The sequence below is a fragment of the Falsiruegeria sp. JB4-1 genome (assembly GCF_055693495.1).
Genome location: NZ_JBVFTZ010000001.1, coordinates 532765 through 548417, shown reverse-complemented (window position 1 = coordinate 548417; position 15653 = coordinate 532765). Strand labels below are relative to the sequence as shown.

The window sequence follows — 15653 nt, the reverse complement described above, 5'->3', positions numbered from 1 at the left end:
CCAGGATCGCTGCGGTTGCTAGATTAACCTGAAAAATCAAAGAACCGCTTAGCGTGTAAAAAGGATCTCCGCTTTATCTCTGCGTGTTCAACTGCTTCCTCGTCAGAGCCCCATTGCTCCTCTTGCCAAAGCTCATCCACACGCGAAATGCGCCAGATTTCGTCGGCTTCGCGCCAATTTTTGGCGGCGGCAAAACCCAGAATCAAAGAACCAGACAAACTGACCAAGTCATGAAAGGCAGCAAGGTGAAATGGGCCCAGTGCATGGACTTGAGCAGATAGTTTGGCGATCGCGTCGTCGGATTGTGGCACGTGAACGACGCCGGACACAGGTTCCAGACGTGCGCCAAGGCGATCAGCGGCCCAATCCAGAACGGGAGACCAGGCTTCGTCCTGCCGCAAGACCAATTCCTGCGGGTGCGAGGCACGATAACACAGCAAATCCGAATCGCCATACGCCGCCAGCATGTCTGCGACTTCGGCATGTTGGATACGCACCTTGTCGATAGCCGCATTGGCCGAACGCATGAACGGCATGGTCGTGGGATCAACCTCGCCGTCTTGCGCGTCCCACTCTTCGGCGATGGCCTGCGCCATGGCTTTAGTCGGAACGATCAAGCTCGTCTTTGCTGGTGTCTTTAGACGACGCCCATCCAGTTCAACCGTGAAACCATCGTCAGCCTCTACAACGCTGCTATCTTTCCAAAAACGTTTTGGTTTCCAGTCGCTCATGTCTCAGGTCCAGATTTGTGCCAATGCTCCGGGCAATTGGTCGAATGTATCAATGATTGTGTGTGCCGAAGTCAGGGTCGATGGGTTGTGATAGCCCCAGCTGACCCCAATCCCAGCCACGCCCGCAGCGGCGGCCATATCCATATCAAAGCTGGTGTCGCCGATCATCACGCAGTTGGCGGGTTCAACGCCAGCCTCATCCATTGCGGCATGGATCATCGCTGGATGTGGTTTCGAAGGGTGAAAGTCAGCCACCTGCTGGGTCACGAATAGACGCTCCATCCCGTGTGCCTCGATCAACCCATCAAGGCCACGTTTGGATTTTCCAGTAGCGACGCCCAACAGGTTTTCAGGCACCGCATGCAGCACTTCGAGCATTTCCAACGCACCAGGATACAACGGCGAATGAGCTGCCCCCTGCGCCAGTCGCTGATCGCGATAACTGTCTTTGTACCCTTGCACCAATTGCGCTTGAACATCTTCACCCTGCTCGGGTGCCAAACGCGCCATCGCCTGTGGCAGGGACAAACCGACGATCGACAAGATTGCCTGTCGCACCGGAACCGTCACACCAGCCTCTTCAAAGGCTGCCGTCATCGATCCAACAATCGCCGCTTGACTGTCGACCAGCGTGCCGTCCACATCAAAGAGGATCAGCCGTAGATCAGCGGTCATCGCAGTTCCTCGAACGGATCGTCTGCGGCCAGATCCTCGGTCCACCCCAAGGTATCCCAGCTGTCTTTCATATGCTGTGGCAGTTTGGCTGTAACCGTGACCGATTTGCGCGTGATCGGATGCTCAAAGCTCAAGGTGCGCGCGTGCAGATGCAGCTTTTTGCTGATGATGCCGCCCAATTGTGCGCCCCAGCCGTCGCCTAGGTTTTCCTGACCCGAACCGCCGTATTTGCCGTCGCCAATAATCGGATGTCCCATGCCAGCCATATGCGCCCGCAGCTGATGGGTACGACCTGTCACCGGTTCCATCGCGATCCAAGACGCACGGCTCGCAACCCGATAAAGCGTAGCATAAAGCGTATGCGCTCGCTTGGCTCCCGGAGTGTCATCCACGTCGCGCGAATGGATCGGGATCATCTTTTCACCCTCACCGTGCTTGCCATGGCCCGGCGCCTTCACCAGGCCCGTCTTGATCTCACCCAAGTAAGGCGTCGGAACACCCGCTACCAACGCCCAATAGATTTTGTGCGTGTTGCGGTGACGGAATGCGGCGGTCAGCCCCTTGGCCGCCTCGCGGGTGCGCGCCATAACCAAAACACCGGATGTATCCTTGTCCAAACGGTGTACCAGTCGAGGGTTTTCATCCAACCCAAAGCGCAATGCTTCTGCCAGGCCATCGACATGTTTCGTTTGTCCGCTGCCGCCCTGTACCGGTAGGCCCGCAGGTTTGTTAAGCGCGATCACGTGATCGTCGCGATAGATCACACAATTTTGGATCATCCGGGCGTCTGCCTCTTTGATCCGAGGGCGATGTTCAGCCGGTTTCTGATCTGTCGCAGGCAACGGCGGGATGCGAACGACCTGCCCGACCTCGACTCGGCTGGATGCCTTGACCCGACCGCCGTCAATCCGCAATTCGCCCTTACGGCACATCTTTTCGATACGGCCCTGGCTGACATGCGGAAATAGGCGGCGCAGCCAACGGTCAATGCGCTGGTCACCATCACCTTCGGCCACGGTGATCATCTGTACTCCGCTCATGCCCATACTCCTCTGGCCAAGATCAGGCCCAACATCAGTGCCGCAATCGACAAGCCAACGGATAGCGCCACATACAATGCCGCCTGGCCCAAATCTCCGCGCTCGTAAAGGCTCACCGCTTCCAACGAAAACGCCGAGAACGTCGTGAACCCACCCATGATCCCCGTCGCCACCAACGGATTAAGGTGCGTCAGCCCCTTGTGCGCGGCGGTCACCACAAAAACGCCCATCAGAAACGAGCCGATGACGTTCACGGTCAGAATGGCGATTGGGAATTCCTGATGGCCAAACGCGCGCAGAACGCCCACGCCCGTCAGATACCGGAGCGACGCCCCGATCGCGCCACCAAGCGCCACATGTAGAACCGAAGAAAACATGGCGCTCCCTTCGCCCGCCGCGCGGGGGATGTCAAGTTTTGTGGACGTCAATCCGCATTGCGCTGCGCGCGTAGCTTGGCAAAGTATTCCAGTCTTTTCTTCAGCTCGCGCTCGAACCCACGTTCGACCGGTTGATACAACTCGGGCCGTTCCATGCCATCGGGGAAATAGTTTTGGCCCGAAAATCCATCCTCGGCATCGTGGTCATAGTCATAGCCCGCACCATACCCCTGTTCCTTCATTAACGACGTAGGCGCATTAAGGATGTGTTTCGGTGGCGGCTCGGACCCCGATTTCTTGGCCAGCCGCATGGCTGCCTTGTAGCCCACGTATGCTCCGTTCGATTTCGGAGCAAGGGCCAGATAGACTAGGGCTTGTGCTAGGGCCAACTCACCCTCGGGGCTGCCAAGACGCTCATAAACTTCCCAAGCGTGCAGACAATGGGTCTGCGCCTGCGGATCGGCCAGCCCGATATCCTCGACCGCCATCCGGGTGATCCGCCGTGCGAGATAACGCGGGTCCTCGCCCCCGGTCAGCATCCGGGCAAACCAATAGAGCGCGGCGTCCGGGTCCGATCCACGCACCGATTTGTGTAAGGCCGAGATCAGGTTGTAATGCTCTTCGCCCGATTTGTCGTATTTGGCAGCGCGGCGCATCAAACGGGACGACAGAGCGTCGGTGTCCAGATCGGCATCCACTTTCCACGCCGCCACCTGTTCGATCAGGTTCAACAAAGCGCGCCCGTCCCCGTCCGCCATGTCATGCAACGCTGATCGCGCCGGGGAAAGCAACGGCAAGTCTCGTCCCAACTCCGCCTCGGCGCGTTGAGTGAGGGCCTCCAAGTCCGCTTTGCCCAGACGTTCCAGTACCATGACCTGAGCACGGCTCAGCACAGCGGCGTTTAATTCAAACGAGGGGTTTTCGGTGGTCGCCCCAACCAGCAGGATGGTGCCATCTTCCATATGTGGTAGGAACCCGTCTTGCTGCGCCTTGTTGAAACGGTGAATTTCATCCACGAACAACAGCGTGCCTTGACCGTTCTGACGCCGGATCCTAGCGGCCTCGAACACCTTCTTGAGGTCCGGCACGCCGGTGAAAATCGCGCTGATCTGAACAAAATGCAGGTCACTTTCGTCCGCCAGCAACCGGGCAATGGTTGTTTTCCCAACACCCGGCGGTCCCCAGAAAATCAGGCTCGACAAACTCCCCGAGGACAGCATGACCCCAAGAGGCGCGTCCGGTCCCAAAACCTGCTGCTGCCCAATTACTTCGGCGAGAGAGCGTGGACGCAGGCGATCCGCCAACGGGCGATGACGATCCGGCGCAACATCGTCGTCGATCCTGGATTCAGAGCCCGTGTCAAACAGATCAGCCATGGATCACAGACGGAAACGCAATGACAGTTTTTGGCCCCGCCTCTGCAGATCCAATCGCACCCATCGACCGGTCTCGGTCAGCGCCTGACGGATGTCTTGGGTCGTATCCATCGACTCGCCGTTGATCCCCTCAACAATGTCGCCGTGCTGCAGGCCCGCGCGGGTGCCATAGGGACCGGGGTCAACCACAACTACGCCTTTGGTGGACAGCGGCAAACCCATATAGGCGATCACTGCTGGGTTAGCCCGCGCTACGACAAGGCCGGGTAGAACGGTTCGATCATCCAGTGTGATATCGTCGGCAGGCGGTTCATCCGGTGCTTCTATCATCTGGACACTCAACTCGTCACGTTCTCCATCACGCAAGCGGGTCATCGTGGACATTCCGCCAATACCGGTCACCGACATGCGAAACATCATTTCAGACGGAGAGTTTACCAAGTCACCGTCCACATGAGTGACCACGTCCCCTACGCTGAAACCAGCCTTTGCAAGTGGGCTGCCTGCGTGCATGTCCGAAATGACGACTCCCTCTGGCAAACTGAGGCCGAGCGAGATCCGCAATATCAGCGTTCATAGGTTGACCTGCGATACCCGCCCAAGGGCGCACAAAATACTCATTGCCCTCACGCGCCTGGCGCAGGAATTCTCGCACCAGATTTGCTGGAATGGCAAAACCGATCCCGTTCGAACCACCAGAACGGCTGAGGATCGAGGTATTGATGCCAATCAAGTCACCATTCACGTCAATCAGCGCCCCGCCCGAGTTGCCGGGGTTAATCGGAGCGTCCGTTTGGAGGAAGTATCCGCGTGCCTTACCGGTCGCAGCTCCCGATCGCGCCAATCCGGATACGATCCCACTGCTGACGGTTTGCCCGACACCAAACGGGTTACCGATGGCCAGCACCAGCTCGCCGACCTCAACCTGATCGGAATCGCGGAGCGCCAGCGATGGCAGATCCATAGCCTCATCCAGACGCAAGATCGCGATGTCACTTTCTTCGTCACCCAGAACCACCGTCGCAGAGAATTCACGCCGATCCGTGGTCACCACCTGAATCTCCGATGCCATCCCGACAACATGGTAATTTGAAACCACGTACCCATCTTCGGTAAGAATGACACCTGATCCGAGCGAGTTTTGGACTCGCTGCTGCGGCGCTGAAAAGCCGCCAAAGAAGTCCCTAAAAAACGGATCTGAGAAAAACGGGTTTGCCTGCCCGCTTGTAATGATCTTGGCATAGATGTTGACAACTGCAGGCGCCGAACGCTTGACCACCGGGGCGAATCCCATGGAAATTTCCGAGTGCGAAGTCGGCACACGCGTCTCGGCGCCAGCAAGGTTTGCTGTCATTATCAACAGAACAAAAAGGGTTGTACGGAACATACGAACTCCGGAGAGACCTGAACTTGGCGATGGTATGCGAGGCGAGCCTTCGGATTGCAACCTGTCAATCGTTCAATTTTGCCCGCGCAGGCTGGATGCTCGAGCTCAGAAACATCCAAGTGCCATTGGCATTTTTCACAAGCACATTTACCGACGTTCCAGTTTCCAACCGCTCGTCTTCAGTCCTGTCAGGGTAAACCAAGTCATAGGATACGGAGCAGTGAACAGCTTCGCCTTTTTCTTCAAATGACGTGATCTCGACTGACGTGTATTTGACATTATGTTGGAACCACGTTTCGTGGACGGCTCGAATTTGGTCTGTCCCAACCGCGGCCATGCTGTATGGCGTATAGATTTCCGCGCGTCCTTCAAACATCGACATGACTTCCGTGAGCTTACGATCGTTGTACGCCTCGATGTAGTCTCGAATTCTTTGTTCAACTCGCTCTCGAACCGACATTCGCAATCTCCTGCCGTTTCCTTCCTCGTAACACGATCATTGTGTGTTCCCAACGAAAAACCCCCGCTCGTTCGAGCGGGGGTCTAGGAAACGGATAGGTTCCGGTACCCTTTAGTCTTCTGCGGCCTCTTCGGCAGCAAGGCGTGCTTTGTCAGCGGCGCCTTTGGCATCGACGTCGCGGTCGACGAACTCGATGATTGCCATCGGGGCCATGTCACCGTAGCGGAAGCCTGCTTTCAGGACACGGACGTAGCCGCCCTGACGATCCTTGTAGCGAGGGCCCAGAATGTCGAACAGTTTCGCAACATACTGGTCTTCTTTCAGGCGTGCTGCGGCCTGACGACGAGCGTGCAGGTCACCGCGTTTGCCCAGGGTGATCAGTTTTTCGATGATCGGGCGCAGTTCTTTTGCCTTGGGCAAAGTTGTTTTGATCTGCTCGTGCTCGATCAGCGAGCTTACCATGTTCGCAAAGAGCGCCTTACGGTGCTCATGAGTACGGTTCAGGCGGCGATATCCACGTGCGTGACGCATTTTGTAGTTCCTTCGTCTAGCTTTTGCTTTGTCCGATGGCCGATGCGTGTCAGCCATTCACCTTGGGGCGGATTTGCCCATGTTGTCCCCGGCAGTCCGGGCATTGATGGAAGGGGCCGAAGCCCCTTCCGAAACCTTAGAAGTTGTCTTCGAACTTCTTGGCCAGATCTTCGATGTTGTCCGGCGGCCAGTCCTCGACGTCCATGCCAAGGTGCAGACCCATGCCCGAGAGCACTTCCTTGATCTCGTTCAGCGACTTGCGGCCAAAGTTCGGGGTGCGCAGCATCTCGGCTTCGGTCTTCTGGATCAGATCGCCGATATAGACGATGTTGTCGTTCTTCAGGCAGTTTGCCGAACGGACAGACAGTTCCAGCTCGTCCACTTTCTTGAGCAGCAGCGGGTTGAACTCCAGACCGTCGTCTTCGTCTTGGCGACCAGCCGCTTCAGGCTCGTCGAAGTTGACAAAGATCGACAGCTGATCTTGCAGGATGCGCGCTGCAAAAGCTACGGCGTCATCCGGTGTGATCGAACCGTCTGTGTCCACTTTCATGGTCAGTTTGTCGTAGTCCAGAACCTGACCTTCACGGGTCGGTTGAACGTCATACGAAACCTTCTTGACCGGCGAGTAGATCGCGTCGATCGGGATCAGACCGATAGGGGCATCCTCGGGCTTGTTCTTTTCAGCCGAGACATAACCTTTGCCAGTATTGACCGTCAGTTCCATGAACAGATCGGCACCATCATCCAAGTGACAGATCACGTGATCACGGTTCAGAATTTCGATGCCAGCACTTTCGCTGATGTCACCGGCGGTAACAACTGCAGGACCCTTGGCATTGATCGACAGGCGCTTGGGGCCTTCGACTTCCATACGCAAGGAAACGCCTTTGAGGTTCAGAATGATGTCGGTGACGTCTTCACGCACACCAGCCACGCTGGAAAACTCGTGCAGAACGTTGTCGATCTGAACGCTGGTGATCGCTGCGCCTTGCAGCGAACTCATCAGGATGCGACGCAGGGCGTTGCCCAATGTCAGACCAAAGCCACGCTCAAGCGGCTCGGCCACGACTGTCGCCTGACGTGCAGGGTCGTTGCCCGGCTTTACGTCAAGCTGGGTCGGCTTGATCAGTTCAGCCCAGTTCTTATGGATCATGTTGTCCCTCCATTCCTGTCTGCGCCCCATGTCCGGAAAGGTGCAGACGCCCGAGGTTTAAAATGACGGACTGGGGCCGTGCAGAAATACACAGCCCCAGCGAAATTTTTGTGTCGCTTAGACGCGGCGGCGCTTCGGCGGGCGGCAACCGTTGTGAGCAATCGGCGTCACGTCACGAATCGACGTGATGTTGAAGCCCACTGCAGCCAGGGCGCGCAGAGCCGATTCACGACCCGAACCAGGGCCCTGAACTTCGACTTCCAGCGTTTTCACGCCGTGATCCTGTGCTTTTTTGCCTGCATCTTCTGCAGCCATCTGAGCAGCGTAGGGGGTCGATTTCCGCGAACCCTTAAAGCCCATGGTACCGGCAGACGACCACGAGATGGCGTTGCCTTGTACGTCCGAGATCAGGATCTTGGTGTTGTTGAACGACGAATTCACGTGGGCTACGCCCGAAGCGATATTCTTACGCTCTTTTTTCTTGGTACGAGTCTTATCGCGTGCCATTGATCAAACCCTCCCTTATTTCTTCTTACCGGCAATGGCCTTTGCGGGGCCTTTGCGAGTACGAGCGTTGGTGTGGGTACGCTGACCGCGAACGGGCAGGTTACGACGATGGCGCAGACCGCGGTAGCAGCCCAGGTCCATCAGACGCTTGATGTTCATCTGAGTTTCGCGACGCAGGTCACCTTCGACGGTGTAGTTTTCGTCGATGTGCTCGCGGATTTTCAGAACTTCGGCATCCGACAGTTCATTGACGCGACGAGACGCTTCAATGCCAACGGCTTCGCAGATTGCTGCTGCCGAAGTGTTACCGATACCGGTGATATATGTAAGGGCGATTGGTACCCGCTTTGCAGTCGGGATGTTTACGCTAAGCAATACGTGCCACGTGTCACTTTCCTTTTCGTTGCGGTTCCGTAACTCCAGAACCTTTTTTCACAACGCTTTACCTTGGCAGTGTCGCCAGAGGGTCCAGCATTATTTGAGGTAGTCCTTGCACACAAAACGAATCCCGCGTGCGCGGTTGATTCCCATAGGGATAGGGGTCGATATGGGCTTTTCCCGTCAGGGTCAAGCCCATATGAATTCAGGCGTCCAGAATAGCGCCAATCTCACCTTGAACCGACTCGATCGAGCCCAGGCCGTCTACATCCGTCAGCAGACCTTTGGCGTGGTAATAGCCGATCAGCGGAGCCGTTTTCTTGTAGTATTCCATCAGCCGGATGCGCACGCTTTCTTCGTTGTCGTCAGCGCGCGCTTCTTTGCCTGCCGCAACAGCTTCGGCAGCGCGGTTAACAATGCGTTGTACCAGCGTTTCGTCATCCACCTTCATCTCGATGACGGTGTCGAGCTTTTCGCCCTTTTCGGCCAACAGCTCACCCAAGGCATCAGCTTGCGCCAGCGTCCGGGGGAAACCATCAAAGATGAAACCACCGTCGGCACCCTGTTCCAGCTTTTCCCGGATCAAACCGATGACGATCTCGTCTGTGACCAGCTCGCCCTTATCCATGACCTCGGCAACGCGCTTGCCCATTTCGGTGCCGCTGCTTCTTGCGTCACGCAGCATATCGCCGGTGCTCAGCTGTACCATGTTGCGGGTGGCAACCAAGTGCCCCGCCTGAGTGCCTTTGCCCGCACCCGGCGGGCCCAAAAGAATGATGTTCATCGACGAGCGGGTCCCTTCCTGCCGCGTTTCTTACCTTTGCCACGCAGTTGGGACTTTTCAATGAGCCCTTCGTATTGATGCGCAAGCAAGTGACTTTGTACCTGCTGAATCGTGTCCATCGTGACAGAAACGATAATCAGTACCGAGGTACCACCGAAGTAGAACGGAATTGCGAACTGGCCCCGCAGAATTTCAGGCAGAACACAGACAAGTGCCAGATAGGCCGAACCCAACACCAGCACGCGGTTGACCACATACTCCAGGTATTTGGAGGTGTTCTTACCAGGACGGATACCGGGAACAAAGCCGTTCTGGTTCTTCAGGTTGTCCGCAACGTCATCGGGTTTGAACGAAACATTGAACGTATAGAAATACGCAAAGAACACGATCATCGAGACGAAGAACAGCAGATACAACGGCTGACCTGGGCCAAAGTTGGCCAGCAACCACGACATGATCGGACCATTAGCCGTGCCCTGCGAGAAGGTCGAGATGGTCACCGGCAACAGCAGCAGCGAGCTTGCAAAGATCGCAGGGATAACGCCTGCTGGGTTCACTTTGACTGGCAGGTGGCTCGAACCACCATCATAGACTTTCATCCCAACCTGACGGCGCGGGTATTGAATGTGGATCTTGCGCAGGGCGCGTTCCATGAACACCACGAAAGTGATGGTCACGATGACCATCAGGATCACAGCGATGATCACGGCGGGACTCAGGGCCCCCGAACGGCCCGAGGCCAGGAACTGTGCCAGAGCAGCAGGGACTTCGGCGATGATGCCCACGAAGATGATCAGCGAGATGCCGTTGCCGATGCCGCGCGCGGTGATCTGCTCACCTAGCCACATCAGGAACATGGTGCCGCCGACCAGCGTAATCATGGTCGAGAATCGGAAATACAGGCCCGGGTCCGTGGCCAGATCACCCGATTCCAACGATACGGCAAGGCCATAGGCCTGCACGGTAGCCAGCGCCACAGTACCAAACCGGGTGTATTGATTGATCTTCTTGCGGCCCTGCTCGCCCTCTTTCTTGAGTTGCTCAAGTTGGGGAACCATGGCCGTCAGCAGCTGCACGATGATCGATGCCGAGATATAGGGCATAATGCCAAGGGCAAAGATACCCATGCGCCCAAGCGCGCCCCCGGTAAACATCGAAACCATACCGCCGATGCCTTGCCCCGCTTGCTCCATGAACTCACGCAGGGCTACGCCGTCGATACCTGGCACCGGAATAAAGGTGCCCAGGCGGTAAACGATCAACAAACCCAGGGTGAACAGGATGCGGTTGCGCAGATCGGTGGCTTTGCCAAGGGCGGACCAGCTTGTGTTGGCCGCCATTTGTTCTGCTGCTGATACCATTATCGGTCTCTCTTATGAAAACACCGCCCAGAACCGTCTTCCGGCTCGGGCGGCGTCATGGAAAACTCATGCGACTATGTAAGCGGCTTAAGCGCCGCTCACAAGCGCTTACTCTGCCGCAGCAGCTTTTGTGACTTTAAGTGAACCGCCCGCTTTTTCGACTGCTTCAACAGCAGCTTTCGATGCGCCGGTTACTTCGATGTTCAAAGAGGCGGTCACTTCGCCTTTTGCCAGAACGCGGATGCCGTCCAGCTTGCGGCGAACCAGACCGGACGCGATCAGCGCGTCTTCGGTAATGGCCGCAGCGCCGTCCAGTTTCTTGGCATCAACAAACTTCTGGATCAGGCCCAGGTTCACAACGGCGAACTCCTTGCGGTTCGGCTTGTTGAAGCCACGCTTGGGAAGACGTTGGTACAAAGGCATCTGGCCGCCTTCGTAGCCGTTGATGGCCACACCCGAACGAGATTTCTGACCTTTGATACCACGGCCGCCGGTCTTACCTTTGCCGGAACCAACACCGCGGCCTACGCGGGTGCGTTTTTTGGTTGCGCTTGGCGTTATCGCTCAACTCGTGCAGTTTCATTTCGCTTCTCCTAAGCCGGATGTGACCCTCGAAGCGAGTGGGCCAACCACGGCATTTCTTGATTTTGATTCTCGCGGCGCACTGCGCCACCGGGCGCGTATAGCGGGCCTGTCAGCGCAGATCAAGCCTTTCGACCCAAGGTCAGTTTACTGGCGGATTGGCCCACCGTGTGGGCGCGAATGGACGTTGTATTGCCTGCTCGATCAATTCCAGACGATCTTGACCATAAAACGCGTCACCATCCACAACGTAGGTCGGCGAACCAAAAACACTGAGCCCAAGCGCGTCTTGGGAATTTGCCGCAACTTTGGCCTGAGCGTCTGCTCCAGCGCCCTGCTCGATCAACGCGCGCCCGTCCAAACCGCATTGCTGTGCGATTCTCATTAAAACCGCGCGATCCGACAAATCCGCATCATCCCGCCAATGCGCCTCCAAGATGGCATGGGCAAAGGTATCAACCTCTGTTCCCGAAGGACCGAGTGCCGCGATCATACCAGAAGCCAGACCATAATCGGCATCGTGATGCGTGGGACGGAACTTGATCACAGGGACATCCCGGTATTCCGCCCAACGTTCGATCTCGCGGCCAAAAAAGTAATCCACATGCGCCTGCGTCCGGTCACGAAACGGCAACGAACCCTGAGCCTCGACAACCGGAGACAGATTGATCGGCTTGTGGACCAGGTTGACAGAGTTCTGTTCACAGATCTCGTACAGACGCCGAGATCCGAGATAGGCAAAGGCCGAATGGGCCGAGTAGTAATAGTCGATCCTGCTCATGTCCGCGAGATTAGAGACAAGTCATCGCGGAGCCAAAGAAAAACCGACCTATCCGTGTCCATCAAAGGTGGCGGAACTGGTCGCCATAAACGTGACGATTCGCAATGTCGTGGATCTCGTAGCGGCTGAAGCCGAAATCGTGCAGTTCGCGATCGGTCAGGCCGGACAGCTCGTTCACGGTACGGCTGTATTCACCACGCAGAACACGCGCTTGTTTCATGCTTTCAAATGCCGCGCGGATGCGGGTTGCCAGCGAGTGACCAAAACCTTCGTGGGTTGCAACATGTGCCATTTTTCAATTCCTCATACGGACCGGGCCTGATTGCCCGGTGGGTTTGTTTCTGTTCTTTCTGAGACAAACCGCACGTATGACCTGCCTGCCCTTAGGACAACGCACACTCTGGTCTGGCCGCTATGCAGCCAAAGCAACTCTCGATATTGATCGCCCCCGGTTACTGGGGGCGTTTGTCAGCCTTTGTCCAAGACCAGACCTCAAGACAGATCATAGCTGCCATCTTCGTCGTGACGTTCTTCGCCACTCAGCGCAGGCGTGAACACGCAGACAAAACGCATCTTTGTCTTGGTTCGCAGAATATGCGCGTCGTTCTTGTCCAGAACATAGATCGATCCCACACTCAGATCGTGCACCTCACCCGTGGCAACATTTTCTACCGTCCCCTCACCCTCGATCACGTAGTTGGATTCGATGTGGTTCTTGTAATGCAGGTGCAGCTCGTTTCCGGCCTCGACGACAGTGTCATGCAAGGAATAGCCCAAACCATCCCGCGCCAGCAGAATGCGTCGGCTTTCCAGATTGTAGCCCACCATGTGATCATCTGTTCCGATCACAGATGCCAAGTCTTTGACGATCATCTCTATCTCCCATCTGCCAAAACGCCAGCCCGCGCACTGTTTCGCAGTCGACATCCCCCGGCAACGGAATTTTGCACCGGGCAAAAAGAAAAACGCCCCCGGTTTCCCGAGGGCGTTTTCCTAATTCTGACTATCGAAACGCTTAGTCGCGCTCTTCGATGATCTCAACCAGATGCGGGATCTTGTTGACCATGCCACGGACCGAAGGAGTATCTTCCAGCTCGCGGGTTTTGTGCATCTTGTTCAGGCCCAGACCTACCAGAGTAGCGCGCTGGTCGGCGGGGCGGCGGATCGGGGAACCGATCTGCTTTACGACGATGGTTTTTGCCATGGGTCGCTCTCCTTATGCTTCAGCTTCGGCGGCTGCCGGTGCTTCGTCCCGCTTGGGCAGGATGTCAGCAACTTTCTTGCCACGACGCTGTGCAACCGATCGGGGGCTGGCTTCTTTTTTCAGCCCGTCGATGGTGGCGCGGATCATGTTGTACGGGTTCTGCGAGCCGATCGACTTGGAAACCACGTCTTTCACGCCCAGCATTTCGAACACAGCACGCATCGGACCACCGGCGATGATACCAGTACCTTCCGGAGCGGTCCGCATCACGACCTTGCCTGCGCCGTGACGACCTTCGACGTCATGGTGCAGGGTACGGCCTTCGCGCAGAGGCACGCGGACCATCTGGCGCTTGGCTTGCTCGGTGGCTTTGCGAATGGCCTCGGGGACCTCTTTCGCTTTACCTTTGCCAAAGCCAACACGGCCTTTCTGATCGCCAACAACAACCAGAGCAGCAAAGCCAAAGCGCTTACCACCTTTTACGGTTTTGCTGACGCGGTTGATCGCGACCAGGCGATCTGCGAATTCCGGTGCTTCGTCGCGGTCACGACGGTTGCCCCGGCGGTTTTCACGTTCTGCCATGAGAGGCATTCCTTTCATAAAGGCGTCTGGCGCCTATCTGTCCAATCCTGGTGGGTCCCGATCTGGACCGGAACCCCCGGATCATCGGGGCAGCGCATGCACCGCCCACACTGTTTAGATCTTCAGGCCACCTTCACGGGCAGCGTCGGCCAGGGCCTTCACTTTACCGTGGAAAAGGAAGCCGCCGCGATCAAAGTAAGCTTCTTCAACGCCAGCTTTCTTGGCACGCTCGGCAATTGCCGCGCCCACCTTGGTTGCTGCTTCGACGTTGTTCTTGCCAACGACACCCAGATCTTTTTCCAGGGTCGAGGCCGAAGCCAATGTCACGCCACGAACATCGTCGATCAGCTGGACGCTGATGTTCTTGTTCGAACGGTGAACGGACAGACGCGGGCGTCCGGCGTTCACTTTGCGAAGTTTGTTCCGGACGCGCAGGCGGCGCTTGAGGAACAGGGTCCGTTTGCTGTTTGCCATCTGTCTGGTCCTTACTTCTTCTTGCCTTCCTTACGGAAGATGAACTCGCCCTTGTAGCGAATGCCTTTGCCTTTGTAGGGCTCGGGCTTACGCCATGCGCGGATTTCAGCGGCAACCTGGCCGACCTGCTGTTCGTCGTTACCTTCGACAACAATCTCGGTCTGTTTGGGCGCCGTGATGGTCACGCCTTCAGGGGCGGTGTAGTCAACGTCGTGCGACAAACCCAAGTTCAGCTTCAGGGTGTTGCCCTGCATCTGAGCCCGATAACCAACACCTTGGATCTCCAGCTCTTTTTTGAAGCCGGTGGTCACGCCGGTTACCAGGTTGGCAACCATGGTGCGGGACATGCCCCACTGCTGGCGGGCACGCTTGGACGAGCCGCGTGGGTCGATTTTGACAACGTTGTCTTCGACGCTCAGAGTCACGTCGTCAGTTGCCGAGAAGCTGCGGGTCCCTTTCGGGCCTTTGACTTCAATGGTCTGGCCGGACACCGACGCGGTTACACCGCTGGGCAGTTCGACCGGTTTCTTACCAATACGAGACATTGCAGACCTCCTTAGAAGACGGTGCAGAGCACTTCGCCACCAACATTGTTGGAGCGAGCGTTTGCATCCGACATCACGCCTTTCGGAGTGCTGACAATCGACACGCCCAGGCCCTGACGGACCGACGGGATGTCATTGACGCCCATGTACACGCGACGACCGGGCTTCGAGACCCGCTTCAGTTCGCGAATGACAGGAGTGCCTTCGTAGTACTTCAGGCTGATTTCGATGGCCGGGTGGCCGTCGGCACCAGTGGTTGCTTCATAACCGCGGATGTAACCTTCGTCCGCCAGCACATCCAGAACCCATGCCCGCAGCTTCGAAGCCGGAGTCATGACGGTGGATTTGCCGCGCATCTGAGAGTTACGGATACGGGTGAGCATATCGCCGATAGGATCGTTCATATCTATGTCTCCCTTACCAGCTCGATTTCACCATGCCGGGGATCTGACCAGCAGAGCCCAGCTCGCGCAGCGCAATACGGCTGATCTTCAGCTTACGGTAGTAAGCATGAGGACGGCCGGTCAGCTGGCAGCGGTTGTGCAGACGAGTTGCCGAGCTGTTGCGCGGCAGTTTTGCCAATTTCAGGCGCGCTTTGAAACGCTCTTCCATCGGCTTGCTTTCGTCATTCGCGATCTCTTTGAGCTCGGCACGTTTGGCAGCGTATTTAGCCACCAGGCGCTCGCGCTTCTTTTCGCGTTCGATCATTGCTTTTTTAGCCATGT

General features: G+C 56.8%; 21 protein-coding genes and 2 pseudogenes. All 23 read right to left on the bottom strand.

The window, feature by feature from the left end:
- Window positions 1-23: 23 nt before the first annotated feature.
- The gene (locus ACZ1HE_RS02760) at window positions 24-731 is read right to left on the bottom strand and encodes an ATP12 family chaperone protein (RefSeq protein ID WP_472619450.1); all 708 of its coding nucleotides are present in this window, start codon (window positions 729-731) and stop codon (window positions 24-26) included.
- Window positions 732-734: 3 nt separating this feature from the next.
- A complete protein-coding gene (locus tag ACZ1HE_RS02755; protein WP_472619449.1) occupies window positions 735-1406 on the bottom strand; it encodes an HAD-IA family hydrolase in 672 nt (223 codons plus the stop codon).
- Window positions 1403-2446, bottom strand: coding sequence for an RluA family pseudouridine synthase (locus tag ACZ1HE_RS02750; protein ID WP_472619448.1), 1044 nt, complete (start codon window positions 2444-2446; stop codon window positions 1403-1405). Before ACZ1HE_RS02750 ends, ACZ1HE_RS02755 begins: the two co-directional genes overlap by 4 nt.
- Window positions 2443-2823: a fluoride efflux transporter CrcB gene (gene crcB, locus ACZ1HE_RS02745; RefSeq protein WP_472624325.1), complete on the bottom strand. Its 381-nt coding sequence runs from the start codon at window positions 2821-2823 to the stop codon at window positions 2443-2445. The genes ACZ1HE_RS02750 and crcB overlap by 4 nt, the downstream gene beginning before the upstream one ends.
- A 47-nt stretch (window positions 2824-2870) precedes the next feature.
- Window positions 2871-4199, bottom strand: a complete 1329-nt coding sequence (locus ACZ1HE_RS02740; protein ID WP_472619447.1) for a replication-associated recombination protein A — start codon at window positions 4197-4199, stop codon at window positions 2871-2873.
- Between the two features lie 3 nt (window positions 4200-4202).
- Window positions 4203-5586 (bottom strand): annotated as a pseudogene (locus tag ACZ1HE_RS02735) (trypsin-like peptidase domain-containing protein).
- A gap of 64 nt (window positions 5587-5650) precedes the next feature.
- Window positions 5651-6046, bottom strand: coding sequence for a YybH family protein (locus ACZ1HE_RS02730; protein ID WP_472619446.1), 396 nt, complete (start codon window positions 6044-6046; stop codon window positions 5651-5653).
- A 111-nt stretch (window positions 6047-6157) separates the two neighbouring features.
- Complete coding sequence (gene rplQ, locus ACZ1HE_RS02725; protein ID WP_472619445.1) at window positions 6158-6577, bottom strand: 50S ribosomal protein L17; 420 nt, start codon at window positions 6575-6577, stop codon at window positions 6158-6160.
- A gap of 136 nt (window positions 6578-6713) precedes the next feature.
- Entirely contained in the window at window positions 6714-7730 is a 1017-nt protein-coding gene (locus ACZ1HE_RS02720; protein ID WP_472619444.1) for a DNA-directed RNA polymerase subunit alpha, read from the bottom strand.
- Between the two features lie 117 nt (window positions 7731-7847).
- Window positions 7848-8237 carry a 30S ribosomal protein S11 gene (rpsK, locus tag ACZ1HE_RS02715; protein WP_085794095.1) on the bottom strand — a complete coding sequence of 130 codons (390 nt, stop codon included), beginning with the start codon at window positions 8235-8237 and terminating at the stop codon, window positions 7848-7850.
- A 15-nt stretch (window positions 8238-8252) separates the two neighbouring features.
- The gene (gene rpsM, locus ACZ1HE_RS02710) at window positions 8253-8612 is read right to left on the bottom strand and encodes a 30S ribosomal protein S13 (RefSeq protein ID WP_472619443.1); all 360 of its coding nucleotides are present in this window, start codon (window positions 8610-8612) and stop codon (window positions 8253-8255) included.
- Window positions 8613-8820: 208 nt separating this feature from the next.
- The gene (locus ACZ1HE_RS02705; RefSeq protein ID WP_472619442.1) at window positions 8821-9399 is read right to left on the bottom strand and encodes an adenylate kinase; all 579 of its coding nucleotides are present in this window, start codon (window positions 9397-9399) and stop codon (window positions 8821-8823) included.
- Window positions 9396-10760, bottom strand: coding sequence for a preprotein translocase subunit SecY (gene secY, locus ACZ1HE_RS02700; protein ID WP_472619441.1), 1365 nt, complete (start codon window positions 10758-10760; stop codon window positions 9396-9398). Before secY ends, ACZ1HE_RS02705 begins: the two co-directional genes overlap by 4 nt.
- Before the next feature lie 108 nt (window positions 10761-10868).
- Window positions 10869-11343: pseudogene (gene rplO, locus ACZ1HE_RS02695) on the bottom strand (50S ribosomal protein L15).
- A gap of 141 nt (window positions 11344-11484) precedes the next feature.
- Complete coding sequence (locus ACZ1HE_RS02690; protein WP_472619440.1) at window positions 11485-12123, bottom strand: DsbA family protein; 639 nt, start codon at window positions 12121-12123, stop codon at window positions 11485-11487.
- A gap of 61 nt (window positions 12124-12184) precedes the next feature.
- Window positions 12185-12415: a DUF1127 domain-containing protein gene (locus tag ACZ1HE_RS02685; protein ID WP_085794088.1), complete on the bottom strand. Its 231-nt coding sequence runs from the start codon at window positions 12413-12415 to the stop codon at window positions 12185-12187.
- Window positions 12416-12615: 200 nt separating this feature from the next.
- Entirely contained in the window at window positions 12616-12996 is a 381-nt protein-coding gene (locus tag ACZ1HE_RS02680; RefSeq protein ID WP_472619439.1) for an ectoine synthase, read from the bottom strand.
- A 142-nt stretch (window positions 12997-13138) separates the two neighbouring features.
- Window positions 13139-13327 carry a 50S ribosomal protein L30 gene (gene rpmD / locus ACZ1HE_RS02675; RefSeq protein ID WP_008559881.1) on the bottom strand — a complete coding sequence of 63 codons (189 nt, stop codon included), beginning with the start codon at window positions 13325-13327 and terminating at the stop codon, window positions 13139-13141.
- 12 nt (window positions 13328-13339) lie between these two features.
- Window positions 13340-13909, bottom strand: coding sequence for a 30S ribosomal protein S5 (rpsE, locus tag ACZ1HE_RS02670; RefSeq protein ID WP_472619438.1), 570 nt, complete (start codon window positions 13907-13909; stop codon window positions 13340-13342).
- A gap of 114 nt (window positions 13910-14023) precedes the next feature.
- On the bottom strand, window positions 14024-14383 hold the full coding sequence (rplR, locus tag ACZ1HE_RS02665; RefSeq protein WP_058283506.1) for a 50S ribosomal protein L18: 360 nt from the start codon (window positions 14381-14383) through the stop codon (window positions 14024-14026).
- A gap of 11 nt (window positions 14384-14394) precedes the next feature.
- Window positions 14395-14928 carry a 50S ribosomal protein L6 gene (gene rplF, locus ACZ1HE_RS02660; protein ID WP_472619437.1) on the bottom strand — a complete coding sequence of 178 codons (534 nt, stop codon included), beginning with the start codon at window positions 14926-14928 and terminating at the stop codon, window positions 14395-14397.
- Between the two features lie 11 nt (window positions 14929-14939).
- Window positions 14940-15332, bottom strand: a complete 393-nt coding sequence (gene rpsH, locus ACZ1HE_RS02655) for a 30S ribosomal protein S8 (RefSeq protein WP_085794084.1) — start codon at window positions 15330-15332, stop codon at window positions 14940-14942.
- 13 nt (window positions 15333-15345) lie between these two features.
- Entirely contained in the window at window positions 15346-15651 is a 306-nt protein-coding gene (gene rpsN, locus ACZ1HE_RS02650) for a 30S ribosomal protein S14 (protein WP_085794083.1), read from the bottom strand.
- Between the last annotated feature and the right edge of the window lie 2 nt (window positions 15652-15653).